Origin of the sequence: Bartonella sp. AC329YNZD (genome assembly GCF_042196685.1) — a bacterium.
Lineage (GTDB): Bacteria > Pseudomonadota > Alphaproteobacteria > Rhizobiales > Rhizobiaceae > Bartonella.
In genome coordinates, this window is the sequence record NZ_JBHIQS010000004.1 from 62990 (window position 1) to 79565 (window position 16576).

General features: G+C 39.8%; 12 protein-coding genes. 8 read left to right on the forward strand and 4 right to left on the reverse strand.

Features of this window, described 5'->3' with window-relative positions; translation table 11 throughout:
• Window positions 1-123: 123 nt before the first annotated feature.
• The 8 genes from ACFIMW_RS03515 (at window position 124) to ligA (ending at window position 11159) form a co-directional block, all read left to right on the forward strand.
• Window positions 124-1044: a D-alanine--D-alanine ligase gene (locus ACFIMW_RS03515; protein WP_375608234.1), complete on the forward strand. Its 921-nt coding sequence runs from the start codon at window positions 124-126 to the stop codon at window positions 1042-1044.
• Window positions 1032-1943 (forward strand): cell division protein FtsQ/DivIB, encoded by a 912-nt coding sequence (locus ACFIMW_RS03520; protein WP_375608235.1) that lies wholly within the window; start codon window positions 1032-1034, stop codon window positions 1941-1943. Before ACFIMW_RS03515 ends, ACFIMW_RS03520 begins: the two co-directional genes overlap by 13 nt.
• The gene (gene ftsA / locus ACFIMW_RS03525) at window positions 1940-3241 is read left to right on the forward strand and encodes a cell division protein FtsA (RefSeq protein WP_375608236.1); all 1302 of its coding nucleotides are present in this window, start codon (window positions 1940-1942) and stop codon (window positions 3239-3241) included. The genes ACFIMW_RS03520 and ftsA overlap by 4 nt, the downstream gene beginning before the upstream one ends.
• Before the next feature lie 63 nt (window positions 3242-3304).
• The gene (gene ftsZ, locus ACFIMW_RS03530; RefSeq protein WP_375608237.1) at window positions 3305-5068 is read left to right on the forward strand and encodes a cell division protein FtsZ; all 1764 of its coding nucleotides are present in this window, start codon (window positions 3305-3307) and stop codon (window positions 5066-5068) included.
• A 213-nt stretch (window positions 5069-5281) separates the two neighbouring features.
• On the forward strand, window positions 5282-6166 hold the full coding sequence (gene lpxC / locus ACFIMW_RS03535; protein ID WP_375608238.1) for a UDP-3-O-acyl-N-acetylglucosamine deacetylase: 885 nt from the start codon (window positions 5282-5284) through the stop codon (window positions 6164-6166).
• 158 nt (window positions 6167-6324) lie between these two features.
• On the forward strand, window positions 6325-7218 hold the full coding sequence (locus ACFIMW_RS03540; RefSeq protein ID WP_273790773.1) for an outer membrane protein assembly factor BamD: 894 nt from the start codon (window positions 6325-6327) through the stop codon (window positions 7216-7218).
• Between the two features lie 6 nt (window positions 7219-7224).
• Window positions 7225-8886 (forward strand): DNA repair protein RecN, encoded by a 1662-nt coding sequence (gene recN / locus ACFIMW_RS03545; protein WP_375608239.1) that lies wholly within the window; start codon window positions 7225-7227, stop codon window positions 8884-8886.
• Between the two features lie 113 nt (window positions 8887-8999).
• The gene (ligA, locus tag ACFIMW_RS03550) at window positions 9000-11159 is read left to right on the forward strand and encodes an NAD-dependent DNA ligase LigA (protein ID WP_375608240.1); all 2160 of its coding nucleotides are present in this window, start codon (window positions 9000-9002) and stop codon (window positions 11157-11159) included.
• Window positions 11160-11578: 419 nt separating this feature from the next.
• Here the strand turns inward: ligA and ACFIMW_RS03555 are convergent, their stop codons facing one another.
• From ACFIMW_RS03555 to ACFIMW_RS03570, 4 genes are all read right to left on the reverse strand, one after another.
• Window positions 11579-12274 carry a hypothetical protein gene (locus tag ACFIMW_RS03555; protein ID WP_375608241.1) on the reverse strand — a complete coding sequence of 232 codons (696 nt, stop codon included), beginning with the start codon at window positions 12272-12274 and terminating at the stop codon, window positions 11579-11581.
• Window positions 12275-13180: 906 nt separating this feature from the next.
• Window positions 13181-15007 (reverse strand): aminopeptidase P family protein, encoded by a 1827-nt coding sequence (locus tag ACFIMW_RS03560; protein WP_375608242.1) that lies wholly within the window; start codon window positions 15005-15007, stop codon window positions 13181-13183.
• A gap of 17 nt (window positions 15008-15024) precedes the next feature.
• Window positions 15025-15894 (reverse strand): 50S ribosomal protein L11 methyltransferase, encoded by an 870-nt coding sequence (locus ACFIMW_RS03565; RefSeq protein WP_375606978.1) that lies wholly within the window; start codon window positions 15892-15894, stop codon window positions 15025-15027.
• A 26-nt stretch (window positions 15895-15920) separates the two neighbouring features.
• On the reverse strand, window positions 15921-16502 hold the full coding sequence (locus ACFIMW_RS03570) for an SCO family protein (RefSeq protein WP_375608243.1): 582 nt from the start codon (window positions 16500-16502) through the stop codon (window positions 15921-15923).
• Window positions 16503-16576: the final 74 nt, after the last annotated feature.

Genomic DNA, 16576 nt, shown 5'->3' on the forward strand with positions numbered 1-16576 from the left:
TCTGATTCATTATGCAAAATGCTAGGTTATTGATTCGCAAGGATAAACTTTGTTTTTTCCTGTATGTGGTGCTGATGTATTCTATATAGACTACATATAGTATGCGAAAGAGGGTGATTTATTATGAAAGATAAACATATAGCTGTATTAATGGGAGGTTTTTCTTCTGAACGGTCTGTAAGTTTATCTTCAGGGGCGGCTTGTGCTGATGTTCTTGAAATGCAGGGGTATCGCGTGAGCCGCGTGGATGTTGACGCTCATATTGCTTCTGTTCTTGAACAGTTGCAGCCTGATATTGCCTTCAATGCATTGCATGGTCCATTTGGTGAAGATGGCCGGATTCAAGGGATTCTTGAATATTTAAAAATTCCTTATACTCATTCTGGCGTGATGGCATCTGCTTTGGCAATGGATAAGGGACGTGCAAAAATTATCGTTGCAAATGTTGGGGTTTGTGTTGCTCCTTCTCGTATCATGAGCCGCTTTGCTTTGGGTCGAACACATCCCATGGAGCCTCCTTATGTAATTAAACCTGTGTGTGAAGGATCAAGTTTTGGTGTTGTCATTGTTCAAGGAAATGAAGCTGCACCGCCGCATAATATTGGGGGAGCTGAGTGGGGATATGCGGATGAGGTAATGATTGAAAAATATATTCCTGGTCGTGAATTGACTTGTGCTGTTTTGGGGAACGAAGTGCTGGATGTGTGTGAAATTCTTCCCGATAAACACTTTCCATTCTACGATTATGACTCAAAATATAAAACGGGTGGTTCTCTTCACATTTGTCCTGCACAACTTTCACTAAATATTTACCAAAGTGTGCAAAGAATGTCTTTAGCAGCCCATCAGGCGATAGGGTGTCGAGGTGTTAGCCGTTCTGATTTTCGTTTTGATGAGAAAACAGGAGAATTGGTTTGGCTTGAAATTAATACGCAACCCGGTATGACCTCGACGTCTCTTCTTCCTGATATTGCAAAAGCGAGCGGTCGTACTTATGGCGATATTGTTCAATGGATAGTGGAGGACGCATCATGCATGCGTTGAGTATTAATAAAACGAATATTCCGATGGAGGTGCTTTCAGTGCCGGCTTTGCCACGTCTTTATCGTCGTTTTCTTCGGTTTATGTTTGAGTTTGTTTTTGTCAATATTCATATTCCACGCCATTATGGCTCTTTTGCTGTTGTATGGTTTTTCTTGGTGACGGCCTTTTATGGATTGTCATCCAGTGGTCAGATGGGTGTGATTGTAAAAACGATAATATCAGATATTGGTTTTGTGGTTGTAGATGTCGATATAAGAGGGAATAACCGCTTAGCAAAGCAGGATATTTTGAAAATTTTAAAACTTGATGTTGCATCCTCTATATTCACTTTTGATGTTGAAAGAGCACGCTCTCTTTTGGAAAAACAGCCTTGGGTTCAATCCGCTAATGTTCAGAAGATTTATCCTAATAGAATGCGGATTTCCATCGTGGAGCGTGAACCTTATGCCATTTGGCAACACGATGGCTTGGTCGATATCGTTGATTATACAGGTCGTGTCATTGTGCCCTTTAAAGGGAAAAATGTTTGGAATTTGCCGCTTGTGGTTGGGCAGGGAGCGCAAAATGCTGCTAAAGTGTTTATTCAAGCGCTGTTAGTTTATCCGGAAATATATAATCGTGTTCGTGCTTTCGTGCGGGTAGGGGATCGGCGTTGGGATCTTGTTTTGGATAACGGAATGCGCGTTATGTTGCCTGAAAGTGGTGCGCTTGAAAGGCTTTCTTCTCTTGTTTCGTCCGGTACAATGCAAGATCTTTTATCTCGCGATATTCTCAGTGTTGATTTACGCCTTGCTGATCGGATTACTGTTTCTTTATCAGATGAAACGTTGGAGCGTTATAATGCTACTGTAGTAGAAGAAGAACGTATTTTAAAAGCGCGAAAGGCAGGAAGCCTATGACATTGCTCAGATCACATCATCTGGGGGGACGTAAAACACGTTATTTAACGGTTCTTGATATCGGTTCAAGTAAGATTGTTTGTCTTATTGCTTGTTTGCGTCCTTTGAAGCATGCGCACTATTTACATGGTCGTACACATTCTACGGAAATTCTGGGCTTTGGAGTGCAGCGTTCACGCGGTATTAAATCTGGTGTTGTGATGGATATGTTTGCAGCAGAGCAATCAATACGCTTGGCTGTTGATGCGGCAGAAAAAATGGCGGGTTTGGTGGTGGATTCAGTGATTGTGAATTTTTCCTCAAGTCGATTACAAAGTGCTTTGATTAATGGAAAGGTCCATTTGAATGGTCGTGAAGTCACCAAGCGTGATATGCGTATGGCCTTTTCAGATGTTTCGCGCAAAGCCTTTGATGCTGAACGTCATGTTATGCACTCAGTTCCAGTTTCTTATGTATTGGATGGAGATAAAGGAATTTTTGATCCTATTGGCATGGCAGGGGAAACATTTGGTGTTGATGTGCATGTGGTAACAGCAGAAACAGCATCTTTGCGTAATTTAGAAACTTGTATTAATCGTGCACATTTGAGTGTTGAAGCAATGGTTGCTACTCCCTTTGCAAGTGGTCTTGCTGTTTTGATGAATGATGAGGCGCGTTTAGGGGCTGCATGTATTGATTTTGGTGGTGGAACAACAACATTTTCAGTGTTTTTTGAGGGGAAATTTATTCATGCAGATGCTCTTGCTGTTGGGGGGCATCATGTCACTCTTGATGTTGCGCGCGGATTTTCTATGTCTTTAACAGAGGCGGAACGTTTAAAAGTTGTTTATGGTTCAGCACTTTTAACAAGTGCTGATGAGCGGCAAATGATTAATGTAGCAGAAATTGGGAGTGAACAGCGTGAAACTCAATATCCTCGCGCAGTTCTTGGGCGTATCATTCGTGCGCGTGTTGAAGAAATTTTAGAAATGGTCCGTGATTGTTTAAATCGTTCTGGTTTTGGTCACATCATTGGTAAACGTGTTATTTTGACTGGGGGAGCAAGCCAGTTAACAGGATTGCCAGAAATGGCACGTACTATATTAGGAAGAAATGTTCGTATCGGGCGGCCTTTAGGTATTTCGAGGCTTCCTTCTCTTGCAAAAGGGGCGGCGTTTACATCTGCTGTTGGGTTGTTAATTTATCCGCAATTGGTGGGTTTTGAAGAAAAAACAATGCAGGCGGCAGGAAATCATTTATCGATGGGCACGCGTGGGTATTTTCAGCGTGTTGGTCAGTGGTTGCGTGAGAGTTTTTAGTTAAGTCTAGTTGGATAAATTTCATCGCTTTGGCTTGCGGTGTCTTATGAGAAGGAAAAGAAAATGACGATTAATCTGCATCGGCCAGATATCGCGGAATTGAAGCCACGCATTACCGTTTTTGGTGTTGGAGGTGGTGGCGGGAATGCCGTGAATAATATGATAAATGCTGGTCTTCAGGGAGTTGACTTTGTTGTTGCAAATACGGATGCACAGGCTTTGGCTATGTCAAAGGCTGAACGTGTTATCCAACTTGGGGCAGCTGTGACAGAAGGTTTGGGTGCTGGTGCTTTACCGGAAGTTGGGCAAGCGGCGGCGGAGGAATGTATTGATGAAATTATTGATCATCTTGCAGACTCTCATATGGTTTTCATTACTGCTGGTATGGGGGGAGGAACTGGAACAGGAGCTGCTCCCGTTGTTGCTCGCGCAGCGCGTGAAAAAGGTATTTTGACTGTTGGTGTTGTGACAAAGCCTTTTCAGTTTGAAGGGGCACGTCGTATGAAAACGGCAGAGGCTGGTATTGAAGAATTACAAAAGTCTGTCGATACATTGATTGTTATTCCCAATCAAAATCTTTTCCGTATTGCAAATGATAAGACAACATTTGCTGATGCTTTTGCTATGGCTGACCAAGTGCTTTATTCTGGTGTTGCTTCCATTACGGATTTGATGATTAAAGAGGGTTTGATTAACCTTGATTTTGCTGATGTTCGTTCTGTTATGCACGAAATGGGTCGAGCCATGATGGGAACCGGTGAGGCATCTGGTGATGGGCGTGCTTTGGCTGCTGCTGAAGCTGCTATTGCGAACCCATTGTTGGATGATACTTCTATGCGTGGGGCGCGTGGTTTACTGATTTCTATTACGGGTGGTCGTGATATGACTCTCTTTGAGGTTGATGAAGCTGCTAATCGTATTCGTGAAGAAGTGGACGCTGATGCGAATGTGATTTTTGGCGCTATTGATGATGAGTCATTGGAAGGTGTTATTCGTGTTTCTGTGGTTGCGACCGGTATCGATCGTGAAGTTAGTGATGTGGTTCAGTCCTCTCATCCTCAGATTCAAAGGCCTGCTTCTTCAGTACGCAAGAGCGATCCTGGAACGTCACACAGTTCTTTTCATGTTCAATCATCGCCTCTGCGTTCTGAGTCAATGGTAGAAGTGATCGAATCACTTGAAATAGAGAAGGGTAAATCAACCGGAGAACAGTTCCGTCCCAAAAGTCAAATTTTTGCACATCCTGTAGAAGCAATGACGACACGAAGTGCGACGAGTGCTGTTGCGTATGGCTCAAATGCTGTTCAGGAACAGAAATTAAATGTGCCTCGTATGCAAGTAAGCCGCGGTTCTCAACAGGCGATGGCGGCTCCCGTGAGTATGGAGGCAACAGCGCATGTTCTTGATGAGATGACAGGGGTTGTGAAGCAAACAGAAAAGCCAGTGCAACCAAAACAAATGCAAGCGCGCGCTCCAATGCGTATGCCTGAGTTAAAGGATTTTCCTCCTGTTGCTCATGGACAAAGCCAAAGAACATTTGTGACTGATCAAGGTCCTCGTAATCTTTGGCAGCGTTTGAAACAGAGCTTGACACATCGTGAAGAAGCTGAGCCAGAAGCGAGGTTGGAGCCTGCTGTTAGATCGTCTCAGCAGAAAGAGTCTCATGTTTACAATAAAAACTCTCAGGCGCTTTCTCAAGATGCTTCTGTTTATGTTCCACGTCGTTCTGGTGAGCTGCATCCTCAGGTACCACAAGATCAGCGTACTTTTATAAGTGAAGAAGATCAGTTGGAAATACCAGCATTTTTACGTCGTCAAGCAAATTAATTGATGAAAAATGAGGTAAAGTGAGAGATTTTATTATTTCTTTAATGCTCAGTCAAAAATTATATAGTAAAATATATTACTGTTTTTTGAATAAAATACTTTGTTTAAAAAAAACCGCTTACAATAAGCGGTTTTTTTTATTATTTACTATGAATATTTTTTATAGTTTTATAAATTTTGTTAAAAGATGTACAAGCAATTTAATAAAATGATATGATGAGTTTAGTACCAAAATATCAGTCTACTCTTAAAAAAGCAGTAACATTTAAGGGGATTGGCGTTCATAGTGGCTGTTTGTCAGTGGTAAAGGTTTGTCCAGCGGATGTTGGGTGCGGTATTGTTTTTAAGCGTTGTGGATTAGACGGAACAGAGAAAATATTTCAAGCCCATGCATCGCAAACAGGAAAAACTGAATTATCAACAGTACTTGGAGATGGAGATGTAAGGGTTGAAACAATTGAACATTTGATGGCAGCAATTGCTGCTTATAATTTGGATAATCTTATTATTGAAGTGTCACATAATGAGATTCCTATTTTGGATGGTTCAGCGCGGCTATATTGCCAAGCTTTTGAAGATGTTGGTATTGTACAGCAAAATGCCTTGCGTTCTTATTTCATTATAAAAAAGCCGTTGCGGGTTGAAGGAGCTCATGGTGTTGCAGAGCTTTTGCCATTTAATGGACGTCGTTTTGATATAACGATCTCTTTTCCTTCTTCTGCTATTGGTAAGCAACATTTCAGTTTTGATCTTACCACACGAGGGTTTAGGGATGATTTGTCACGTGCGCGCACTTTTGGTTTTATCAAAGACGTGGAAGAATTAAGGCTTTCTGGAAAGGCGAGAGGTGCTTCTTTGGAAAATTCTCTTGTTATCGACCTTAATGATAAAATTTTAAATCCCGATGGTCCTTATTGGGAGAATGAATGTGTTCGGCACAAGATGCTTGATGCGATTGGTGATACTGCTTTGCTTGGTGCACCTTTTATTGGATTATTTCGTTCTTATTGTAGTGGGCATAGAATTAATGCGCAATTGGTGAAGGCTGTTTTGGCAGACGAATCATATTATGAAAAAAGCTTTTTAGAGAAAGAGTAAAAAAATTGACAAGATTTTTTTATTATTTATTTGATTTTTAAGGGGATGATTGACCTGAACTGCTAAATTGGTTATGTGGATTTTATAGTGATATGGTATAAAACCTTTGATAAATTGTTTTTGCTACAAGGTGATATTCTGTGGAGGCCGGAAAAAATATGAAAAAATCTCATGTGTGCATTGGAAATATGACATATAGAAAATCTAACATTGTACGCAAGATATTGGGGGTGGTGCTTTTGGGAAGCACTTGTATGTTAGCGGGATGCCTCTTTAAAGAGAAAAAGACCCTTGATCCATCTGCTTATGTTTTGAAAATAGAGCCACCAGATGTTCTCTATAATCAAGCGCTTGCTAGCCTTGAAAGTGGGCGGCTTGGGGACGCATCGAAAAAGTTTTTGAAGATTGAAAAACAGTACGCTTATACAGACTGGGGGCGCAAATCTCTTGTGATGGGTGCTTTTACTAATTATCGACTCGGAAAGTATGATGATTCAATTAGTATGGCTCAACGCTATATTACGCTTTATCCAGGGTCGACTGACTCGGCTTATGCGTACTATATTATTGGTCTTTCTTCTTTCCGTCGGATTCCTGATGTTACGCGTGATCAACGTGACACGAAACGTGCTATTGCTGCTATGCAGCTTCTTATAGAGCGTTATCCTAATTCTGAGTATGTCAAGGATGCTAAGGATAAAATCCGTTTTGGTCGCGAACAGCTAGCTGGTAAAGAAATGCAGATTGGCCGCTATTATGAAGAGGGGCGGCGCTATCTTGCGGCAAGTAGACGGTTTCGTACCGTGGTTGAAGAGTATTCTGATACAAATCAAATTGAAGAAGCACTTTTCCGCTTAACGGAAGTTAACTTAGCTCTCGGCTTAACGGCAGAAGCACAGACGGCAGCAGCTATTTTAGGACGTAATTATCCCAAAAGTGAGTGGTATAAATTTTCTTATAATCTCTTGCAGAAGAATAAAATATCGCCACGTGAGCATAAATCTTCTTGGATCTCAAATGCTTTAGGTGGTGATAAGAAGAGGGTACGTTGATTCTCTATGTTGGTACAGCTTTCGATTCATAATATTGTTTTGATCGAAACGCTCGATATTCATTTTACAGCGGGGTTGACGGTTTTAACTGGAGAAACGGGTGCGGGGAAGTCTATTCTCCTTGATGCTTTATCACTTGCTCTAGGGGGGCGGGGTGATGCTTCGCTTGTGCGTCATGGGGTTGACCGCGGGCAGGTTACAGCTGTTTTTGATGTGTCTGTTTCACATCCTGCACGTCAACTTATTCGTGAGAATGGTCTTGATGATGAGGGTGATATTATTTTACGACGTGTGCAATCAAGTGATGGACGTAGCCGTGTTTTTATCAATGATCAGGTGTCTAGTGTTGCATTGATGCGGAGTGTTGGCCGTTTGTTGGTTGAAATCCACGGACAACATGATGATCGTGCGCTTGTTGATGTTGCTACACATCGCCAATTATTAGATGCCTTTGGTGGTCTTGAAGATGAAGTGGAAAATTTGTGTCAGTGTTATCACACATGGCGTGAATTTGAGGAGCGTTTGCAACGGCAGCGTCTTAAAGTAGAGAGTGCTGTACGGGAGGTTGATTATCTTCGTGCGTGTGTAGAAGAGCTTGAAAAGCTTGATTTTAAAGTTGGTGAAGAGGAAGCTCTTTCTCTTCGTCGTGCTGATATGCTTAAATTAGAAAAAATAGCGACAGATATTAAAGAAGCGGATGATCTTTTAACGGGTCAAAAATCACCAATTCCAGTGCTTTCTAATTTGGTGAGGCGTTTGGAGCGGAAAATTCCTGAGGCGCAAGAACTTATTGCACCAGTGGTGAAATCTATTGATGAGGCATTGCATGCACTTGCAACAGCACAAGAAGGTATTGAGACGGCAATACGAGCATTAGATTTTGAACCTGATGAATTGGAACGGATAGAAGAGCGTCTTTTTTCTCTTCGGGGTTTTGCTCGTAAATATCAAGTTTCTGCGGATGAATTGATTCAGTTATGCGATAAAATGGACGCAGAACTCGCTGATTTTGAAGAGGCTCAGACTATATTGACACGTTTTGAAGATGAGGCAAAGCAGGCAAAGAAAAATTATGATACATTGGCGCAAGCCTTAACAATAAAGCGTCGGGAGACAGCAAAGCATTTATCTGAAAGTGTTATGGCTGAGTTGCCGGCATTGAAGTTAGAGAGGGCCGAGTTTATTGTTGAAATGCAAAGTGATGTGGAAAAGCGGAGTGCTGAGGGATGTGATCGTATTGAATATTGGGTGCGAACAAATCCTGAAACACGAGCTGGACCGATGCTTAGTGTGGCTTCTGGCGGTGAATTGTCTCGTTTTTTGTTGGCATTAAAAGTTGTTTTGTCTGATCGAGGATCAGCACCGACGCTGATCTTTGATGAAATTGATACAGGTGTTGGGGGGGCTGTTGCAGCGGCTATTGGACAACGGTTGCAACGCTTATCAGAACGTGTTCAGGTTTTTGCTATTACGCATGCACCACAGGTTGCATCGAAAGCGCATGGTCATTTTCTTATTTCGAAAATTGAGAGTCATGATAAAGGACGCTTTGTTACTGCTATTCATAAAATGGAAGAGCATGAACGTGCAGAAGAAATTGCTCGTATGTTGGCAGGAGAACAGATTACTGAAGAAGCGCGTGCAGCGGCTCAAAAGCTTCTCGCATAAAGGTAATTAGCCAGTGATAAAAATACTGGAAAGCTTATTTTTATTTGCGATTCACTTTATAGAGGAAGCGTGGAAGTCCTTATGGCAGTAACTCGTAATTTGGAATAGATTTTATGAACAAAGATGCAGTTAAAAATCTCTCAGCTGTTGAAGCAGAAAGTGAATTAGAGTGGTTGGCAAAAGAAATTGCGCGTCATGATGTGCTTTATAATCGTGATGATCAGCCTGAAATTTCTGATGCAGAATACGATGCATTGCGCCGCCGTAATGCAGAAATTGAAGCTCTTTTTCCAGAGCTTATTCGTGTTGATTCTCCTTCACATAAAATTGGGGCACCAATTTCTGAAAAGTTTGAAAAATCTGTTCATGCACAGCCTATGCTTTCACTTGATAATGCGTTTAGCTCTGAAGATGTTACTGAATTTATTGAGCGTATTCGTCGTTTTTTACGTCTTCCAGAAACACAAGTGTTGGAAATAACAGCGGAGCCAAAAATTGATGGTTTATCTTTGTCTTTGCGCTACGAAAAGGGGCGGCTTGTGCGTGCGGCAACGCGTGGGGATGGAACTGTCGGTGAAAATGTGACGGCAAATGCTCGAACAATTGCTGATATTCCACAAGTTTTGCAAGGTGATTTTCCTGAGGTAATCGAGGTTCGCGGCGAAGTTTATATGGGACGGGAAGATTTCCAAGCTCTTAATATAAGCCAACAAGAGAAGGGAAAGTTAACCTTCGCCAATCCTCGAAATGCAGCGGCTGGTTCGCTCCGTCAGCTTGATTCACGGATAACCGCCAGCAGAAAGCTTCAATTTTTTGCTTATGCTTGTGGTGAAGTGAGTGAAGTATTTGCAGAAAGTCAAATAGAGATGATGAAAAAGCTAAAAGAATATGGCTTTGTTATCAATCCATTAATAAAAGTCTTTAAGAGAGTAGAAGAAATTATTTTCTATTATCGTGATATAGAAGAACGCCGTCATTCTTTAAGCTATGACATTGATGGCATTGTTTATAAGGTTAATGATTTGATGCTCCAAAAGCGTTTGGGGTTTGTTTCTCGTTCGCCGCGTTGGGCAATAGCCCATAAATTTCCAGCAGAAAAAGCAATGGCGCTTTTGGAAGATATTGATATTCAGGTCGGTCGTACGGGAGCTTTGACGCCTGTTGCACGCCTTACACCTATTACTGTTGGTGGGGTGGTGGTGACCAATGCCAGTTTGCATAATGAGGATTATATTAAGGGAATTGGCCATAAAGGAGAGCCCATTCGTGAAGGGCGTGATATTCGTGTAGGCGATACCGTGATTGTACAACGCGCTGGTGATGTAATCCCTCAAATTGTTGATATTATTGCTGAAAAACGTCCAAAAGATGCTTCTGCTTTTGTTTTTCCTCATCTATGTCCCGCTTGTGGGAGTCATGCTGTTCGTGAAGAAGGAGAAGCGGTGCGTCGGTGTAACGGTGGGCTTATTTGTCCTGCACAAGCGATTGAACGTATTCGTCATTTTGTTTCACGCAATGCGTTTGATATTGAAGGCTTGGGTAAAAAGCAGGTAGAATTTTTTTTCCATGCTCAAGATGAGGCGCTTTGTATTCATACACCAGTTGATATCTTTACTTTAGAACGGCGCCAAGAAAAGTCTTTGATCCGTTTGGAAAATATGGAAGGTTTTGGTACTGTTTCAGTGCGGAAACTGTATGATGCCATTAATGCACGCCGCGAAATTCCTTTAAGCCGTTTTTTGTTTGCATTGGGGATTCGTCATGTTGGAGAGGTGAATGCACGCCGCCTTGCACGAGCATATCAACATTATACAGCTTTTGAAACGGCGGCTATGGAAGCACTTATGCCATGTGAGCAGGAAAACAAAGAAGGCAATGAAGCTTGGATGGAACTTACCAATATTGAAGGAATTGGACCACAGGTAGGGAGCGCAATTGTTGATTTTTATAGAGAAGTGCATAACCGTGAAGTTTTGTCTGTTTTGCTTGAAGAAGTAACACCTCTTGATGAAGCACCTATCATGATAGCTTCTTCACCAATAGCGGAAAAGATTATTGTTTTTACAGGAACTTTAGCACATATGTCACGTGATGAAGCAAAAGCATTGGCAGAGCGATTAGGGGCCAAAACATCTGGTTCACTTTCTAAAAAAACAGATCTTCTTGTTGCAGGACCTGGAGCGGGCTCCAAATTGGCTAAAGCTGAAGAATTAGGTGTTGAGGTTATCGATGAAGAGGCTTGGCTACAGCTGATTGAGAAACATAATGTTTAGAGGATGTTTTCTAGAAGATGCATATGCTGTTTGTGTGGTTATCTCTCTTACATTTTTGGGGGGGATGAAATCAAAAAGGAGATAAAGGGGCTATTTTTTGCAAACATAGAACGCCAATATATTTTGATATTTATTAAGTTATTAAAAATGATTAACGCTGAGCTTAAATATTAAACTTAAACTATTATGATGAAGAATATGCAAGGTTATTATTAGTAAAAGATATAAATTATTACTGTGAAGAAAGGTAAAATTTTTGAACAAATATGTAGAATTTAATCCAAAATGCCGTAATAAACCGATTATAATGACGTAATAGAAATGTAACGCGGAAGATTACAAAATATAATAAAACATTCCGCTATAAATGAATAAGGGATATAACTGCGAGTTGTTTATTATATTGAATTTATAAAAGATTACTGGTATCTATGCTTATCAGGCATTATTAGATGGTACACTTGTCCAATTTCATTACAAAGTTTCGGATATTCGCTAATGCGTCTAGCAGCATAATTTTTTTTCTGACTTCCTTCATCTCTCTCAAATTTCTCAGCATCGGAAATTTCGTTTATTAGAGCTAGTATTTGGACTGAGAATATTTCAGAATTAAATACCATTCGTGCATATCCAAACATTGGATCTGTCGAGTTCATGACCAAATTTTTTGCCCAAATGAAATCGCTTTCTTTCCAATTATATTGAGAACGTAGCTTATGTATGTAGGTAGATAGGGATAATGCTGGAAATTTCTTATTATACTCTCCCTGTAATAAGTCCACAAGGCATGCACACCAAACAACTTTCGCATGGATAAGATTTATATTTTCAGGAATTAGCACTATCATACCAGGGCTTAGAACATGATATACACCATAACTTTTATTATCCAGATATTTTTTCGCAATTTCTAGGCGTTCTTCGTATATATTATCAGGATATTGTGTCTTTACGTACTCTTCGTATAATTTATCGTACTGATTTGGAGTAATGACTTGATTTTCAGAAAATACAGCAATAGGAACTCGCTTAAATTTAGTAATTTCATTCAATACAGAAGGTCCAATATAGTATCCAAATAATAATATTACGGAACAAAATAAAATTACACGCATTAGGATAATCACTTTATTGCTAAAATACTGGATAAGGATATAGATTATTAAGATCTGTGCTTAAAGTTTGTTACTATGATAAGCCGTAAGATACATATTTTATTGTGTCTTTTTCAAAGTATTTGTGAAATTTTGTAGAGAGCTTGAATCTCCTTTATTTATGTGATTGTTTTTGTGTTATGTAGTTTTTCATATCCTCTGTTGTTGTTAATTTTTTAGCTGAATAATACGTTCAGGTAAAAACATATACCTCCATATATATCATTTTCATACTGTGCAGTTGGAAACTATCTATATTGTGGATAACGTTTTTCAACAATAAATAATAGTCTAGAAAATAATATTGTACTGTTAACTATGCAAATAAATAAAAAAACTCACCGCTGATGTTATCATCATGCTCTTTCTGTTAAATTCTAAATACTTAACTTTTATTTCATAACAGATTCTATTTTATTGAGCAATATATATTATAAGGAATTACTGCTATTGAAAATAACTCAAGAATTTAAAAATATAAATTATCATTATGAAGCAAACAAAAAGGTAAAATTTATTTGAATAAATATGCAGAATTTTTGAATCTAAACGGCGTAATAAGTTGGTTATAATGGGCGTTTTAGAAATGTAACGCGGAAGATTACAAAATATAATGAAAATTTCTATATAGCAGAATAAGGCTATAACTCATGTGGAGATGGTGGAGGATAATTGATAAGCATTATCTTTTGCGAGTGTATCCCGTTCTGTTTCAATTTTGGAAGGCTTTTGTCGTATCGGCAAAAAAACTTGAAGTATTTCATAGAAGCATTTTTTGTGTTTGCTGATGGTAAATTCGCACTTCTCTCTTTAAAAGAGAAGGGTGTAATGTTTTGTAGAAAGAGTAAAAGTTATACGTTGCTTCATTTAAAGGGGCATTGTTGCTTCTTTTGCCCATTTTTTATCTTCTTCATTTAAGTAAGGTGCATTCATCTGATAAACCCGCGCATGGTAATCATTGAGCCATTGTCGTTCTTCTTGTGTCAAAAGCTCTGGAAGGATTAACCGTCGATCAATGGGGCAATGTGTGAGTGTTTCGAACGAGAGCATTTCTATATCTCCACCATCAATTTTTTGTGCTGGCTTCACAATCATCAAATTTTCAAGACGGATACCAAAAGCGCCTTCGCGGTAATAGCCTGGCTCGTTTGAAAGAATCATACCGGAGATGAGTTCTTGGCACCCTTTGCGAGAAATATTTTGCGGTCCTTCATGGACAGAAAGATAAGATCCAACACCATGACCGGTGCCATGGGCATAATCAAAACCAGCTTTCCACAATGCAATGCGTGCAAGAGCATCAATGTCTTGTCCGCGTGTGCTTTTTGGAAATCTTGCAGTTGAAAGAGCAATCATGCCTTTGAGGACAAGCGTAAAACAGCATTTTTCTTCTTCTCCAATATTCCCAATTGCTACTGTGCGTGTGACATCAGTCGTGCCATCACGATATTGTCCACCTGAATCAACGAGGTAAAGTTCACCAGCATTGAGTGGTTTATTTGTTTGCGTTGTTACACGATAATGAATAATGGCACCATTTGCCCCTGCGGCTGAGATTGTATCAAAAGAAAGATCTTTAAGTTTTTCTCCCATTTCGTTTGCTGTATTTATGCGAAATTCTTCTAATTTTTGAGCAGCAGAAATTTCACTTATTGACCCTGGTATTTGTTTATCTAACCAAGAAAAAAAACGGGTTAGGGCAACACCATCGCGTAGGTGTGCTTTGCGTGTGCCATTGAGTTCTGTGTCATTTTTAATGGCACGTGGTAGAGCGGCAGGATCGGTAAGTGTGATAAAAGAGCTATTTTTTTCTTCAATAACAGTTCGTAATTTTTCGCATGTTAGCTGTGGATCTAAGGCAAACACTGTCCCTTTTTGAATATACTCTTTGATCTTGGGAATAAGCTGTTCTGGTTCATATAATTTTGCATAACGTTCTAGATATTGTTTCTGTTCTCCACCAAGTTTTTTGCGGTCAATGAATAAAGCTGGTGTTTCGTTAAGTGGAATGAGAGCAAAACAAAGGGAAAAAGGCGTGTTGGAAACATCATTGCCCCGTATATTGAATGTCCATGCAATGGAAGAGGGGTCTGTAAAAATAAAAGCATCTGCATTTGCTTTTTGTATATATCTGCAAATCAATGCCAACTTTTCATCTGTATCGCACCCAGCATATTTGAGAGGATGAATTGATAAGGCAGATTGTGGTAATTTTGGTTGATTATGCCAGAGCAGATCAATGGGATTATGTTGAACTTCTACAAGTTTTCCACCTGCTTTCATTTCTAATGCGTTTCTCAATGCATCGGTGGCAGCAATCGTGTGGAGCCATGGATCAAAGCCAATAGAAAGTTTTTGACCATTTTTTTCAAGCCATTGTGAGGGAGGACAAGTTATGAGATCTTCATAATTAAAAATATCAGGATCAGTTTGTTGGCGAACTTGGAGCTTATATCGCCCATCTGTAAATATGATGGCTTTGTTTTTTAAAATCAGTGCAATCCCAGCTGATCCAGTAAAGCCGGTTAACCAGCTAAGGCGTTGAGCATGAGGAGGGACGTACTCTCCTTGATGTTCATCGCACCGTGGAACAAGAAAACCATCGAGCCCAAGGCGATCAAGTTCTTTACGAAGGGAGGCAATGCGTTTTGCAGCATGCGTGGGATTTGTTGTTGCCTCAAAAGATTGATACATAACAACGTCCTTTTATTTTATTTCAGATGTATCGTTACCCATCCTTGACGGTGGTATGTTTCGATATGCTTGAGTCCTTGTTTTATATAAGTATCTAAAACGTAGGCGTGTTGCTCTTCAAGAATTCCAGAGAGTATAAGTGATCCCCCTTTTTTAAGGGCTTTTACCATTTCTTGCGCAAGTTCAATGAGAGGATTGGCAAGAATATTGGCAACAATGAGATCAAAAGGCGCACGTGTTGTAATGTGTTCATGGGTAAAACTTGTTGCTGTAACAGCTGTAATATACTCTTTTACGCCATTAAGCTCGATATTATGTTGTGCAACTTGAATAGCAATAGGATCAATATCGGAGGCGAGAATACTAATGGGCTTGAGCATTGCTATGCCAATGGCTAAGACTCCACTACCAGTTCCAAGATCAAGGGCATTTTGTGGATTTTCGTGTTTCATTACTTTGGCAATCATTTCCAAACAACCAGCTGTTGTCCCATGATGTCCTGTTCCAAAGGCTTGATTTGCTTCAATTTCAATAGGGAGAACATTAGCTGGAATGGCGTTTCTGTTGTGACTTCCATGAAGGAAAAAAGGACCAGCATGTACAGGTTTTAGTCCTTCTAGACTTTTTTGTACCCAATCAATATTGGGTAAAACTTCCATATTAATTTTATCAGAATCTATAGAAAGAACGCTTGCAAAACGTTTCAATGCGTCTTCTTGATTGTCTTGATCAACATATAGAGAAAGCTCATATATAGCATTTTGTTCATCTATCTCTATAAGAGCAAGAGGATATCCTTCTTCATCAAAAGCTCTTTCTATAAGGGTATAAAATTGCTCTGCTTCACTTTTGAAAGCAGTATAATAGAAGCGAATTTGTTGCGACATGCTGTTCTTTCTTTTGATTGGCTTTTTTAGTTTGATATGAGTTTTTTTAGCCGTTCAATGGCGATTTCATCTTTTAATTCGCTATCGCTTTCTTTCGTGTCATAACGGATAACGCCAGCTAATTTTCCACCTTTTTTGAGTAAAAAAATTGCTGCTGTATGGTTATAAGTATAGCTTTCATCTGTTTCAGGGACTTTTTCAGCAACGATGTTGAAAGAATTGACCATTTTATGAACTTTATCAGGATCTCCACTGATACCAACGATTTTATTGTTAAAATTGCTGAGATAATTATGGAGTACTTCTGGTGTATCACGTTCGGGGTCAACAGTCACAAACCATACTCCTAACTTATCAGCTTCAGGTCCAAGTGCTGTAAGCCATCGATCAAGATTCATCAGTGTGGTAGGGCAGATTTCAGGACACATAGTGAAGCCGAAAAAAATTATTGAAGGCTGGCTTCGAATATCAGCTTCGGTAATCGTTTTTCCATTTGAATCAGTGAGCGTAAAGTTATCACCTAAAGGCTTATTTATAAATGCATCATAAATAAAAATCCCCGTAAGAAATATAACTGTTAGCCCTAAAATGCGGAGTACATTTTTCATAGTTTGACTCTCTTAGATAGATCAAGAAATTGTAACATCGGCAGGTTTGTTTTGCAATGTTTGTTTCATGGTTG

Bases quoted from the DNA above. Each gene is read 5' to 3' on its own strand.
- ftsA (WP_375608236.1), top strand. From the start codon at position 1,940: ATGACATTGCTCAGATCACATCATCTGGGGGGACGTAAAACACGTTAT.
- ACFIMW_RS03515 (WP_375608234.1), top strand. From the start codon at position 124: ATGAAAGATAAACATATAGCTGTATTAATGGGAGGTTTTTCTTCTGAA.
- ligA (WP_375608240.1), top strand. From the start codon at position 9,000: ATGAACAAAGATGCAGTTAAAAATCTCTCAGCTGTTGAAGCAGAAAGT.
- ACFIMW_RS03520 (WP_375608235.1), top strand. From the start codon at position 1,032: ATGCATGCGTTGAGTATTAATAAAACGAATATTCCGATGGAGGTGCTT.
- ACFIMW_RS03555 (WP_375608241.1), bottom strand. From the start codon at position 12,274: ATGCGTGTAATTTTATTTTGTTCCGTAATATTATTATTTGGATACTAT.
- recN (WP_375608239.1), top strand. From the start codon at position 7,225: ATGTTGGTACAGCTTTCGATTCATAATATTGTTTTGATCGAAACGCTC.
- ACFIMW_RS03540 (WP_273790773.1), top strand. From the start codon at position 6,325: ATGAAAAAATCTCATGTGTGCATTGGAAATATGACATATAGAAAATCT.
- ftsZ (WP_375608237.1), top strand. From the start codon at position 3,305: ATGACGATTAATCTGCATCGGCCAGATATCGCGGAATTGAAGCCACGC.
- ACFIMW_RS03560 (WP_375608242.1), bottom strand. From the start codon at position 15,007: ATGTATCAATCTTTTGAGGCAACAACAAATCCCACGCATGCTGCAAAA.
- ACFIMW_RS03565 (WP_375606978.1), bottom strand. From the start codon at position 15,894: ATGTCGCAACAAATTCGCTTCTATTATACTGCTTTCAAAAGTGAAGCA.
- ACFIMW_RS03570 (WP_375608243.1), bottom strand. From the start codon at position 16,502: ATGAAAAATGTACTCCGCATTTTAGGGCTAACAGTTATATTTCTTACG.
- lpxC (WP_375608238.1), top strand. From the start codon at position 5,282: ATGATGAGTTTAGTACCAAAATATCAGTCTACTCTTAAAAAAGCAGTA.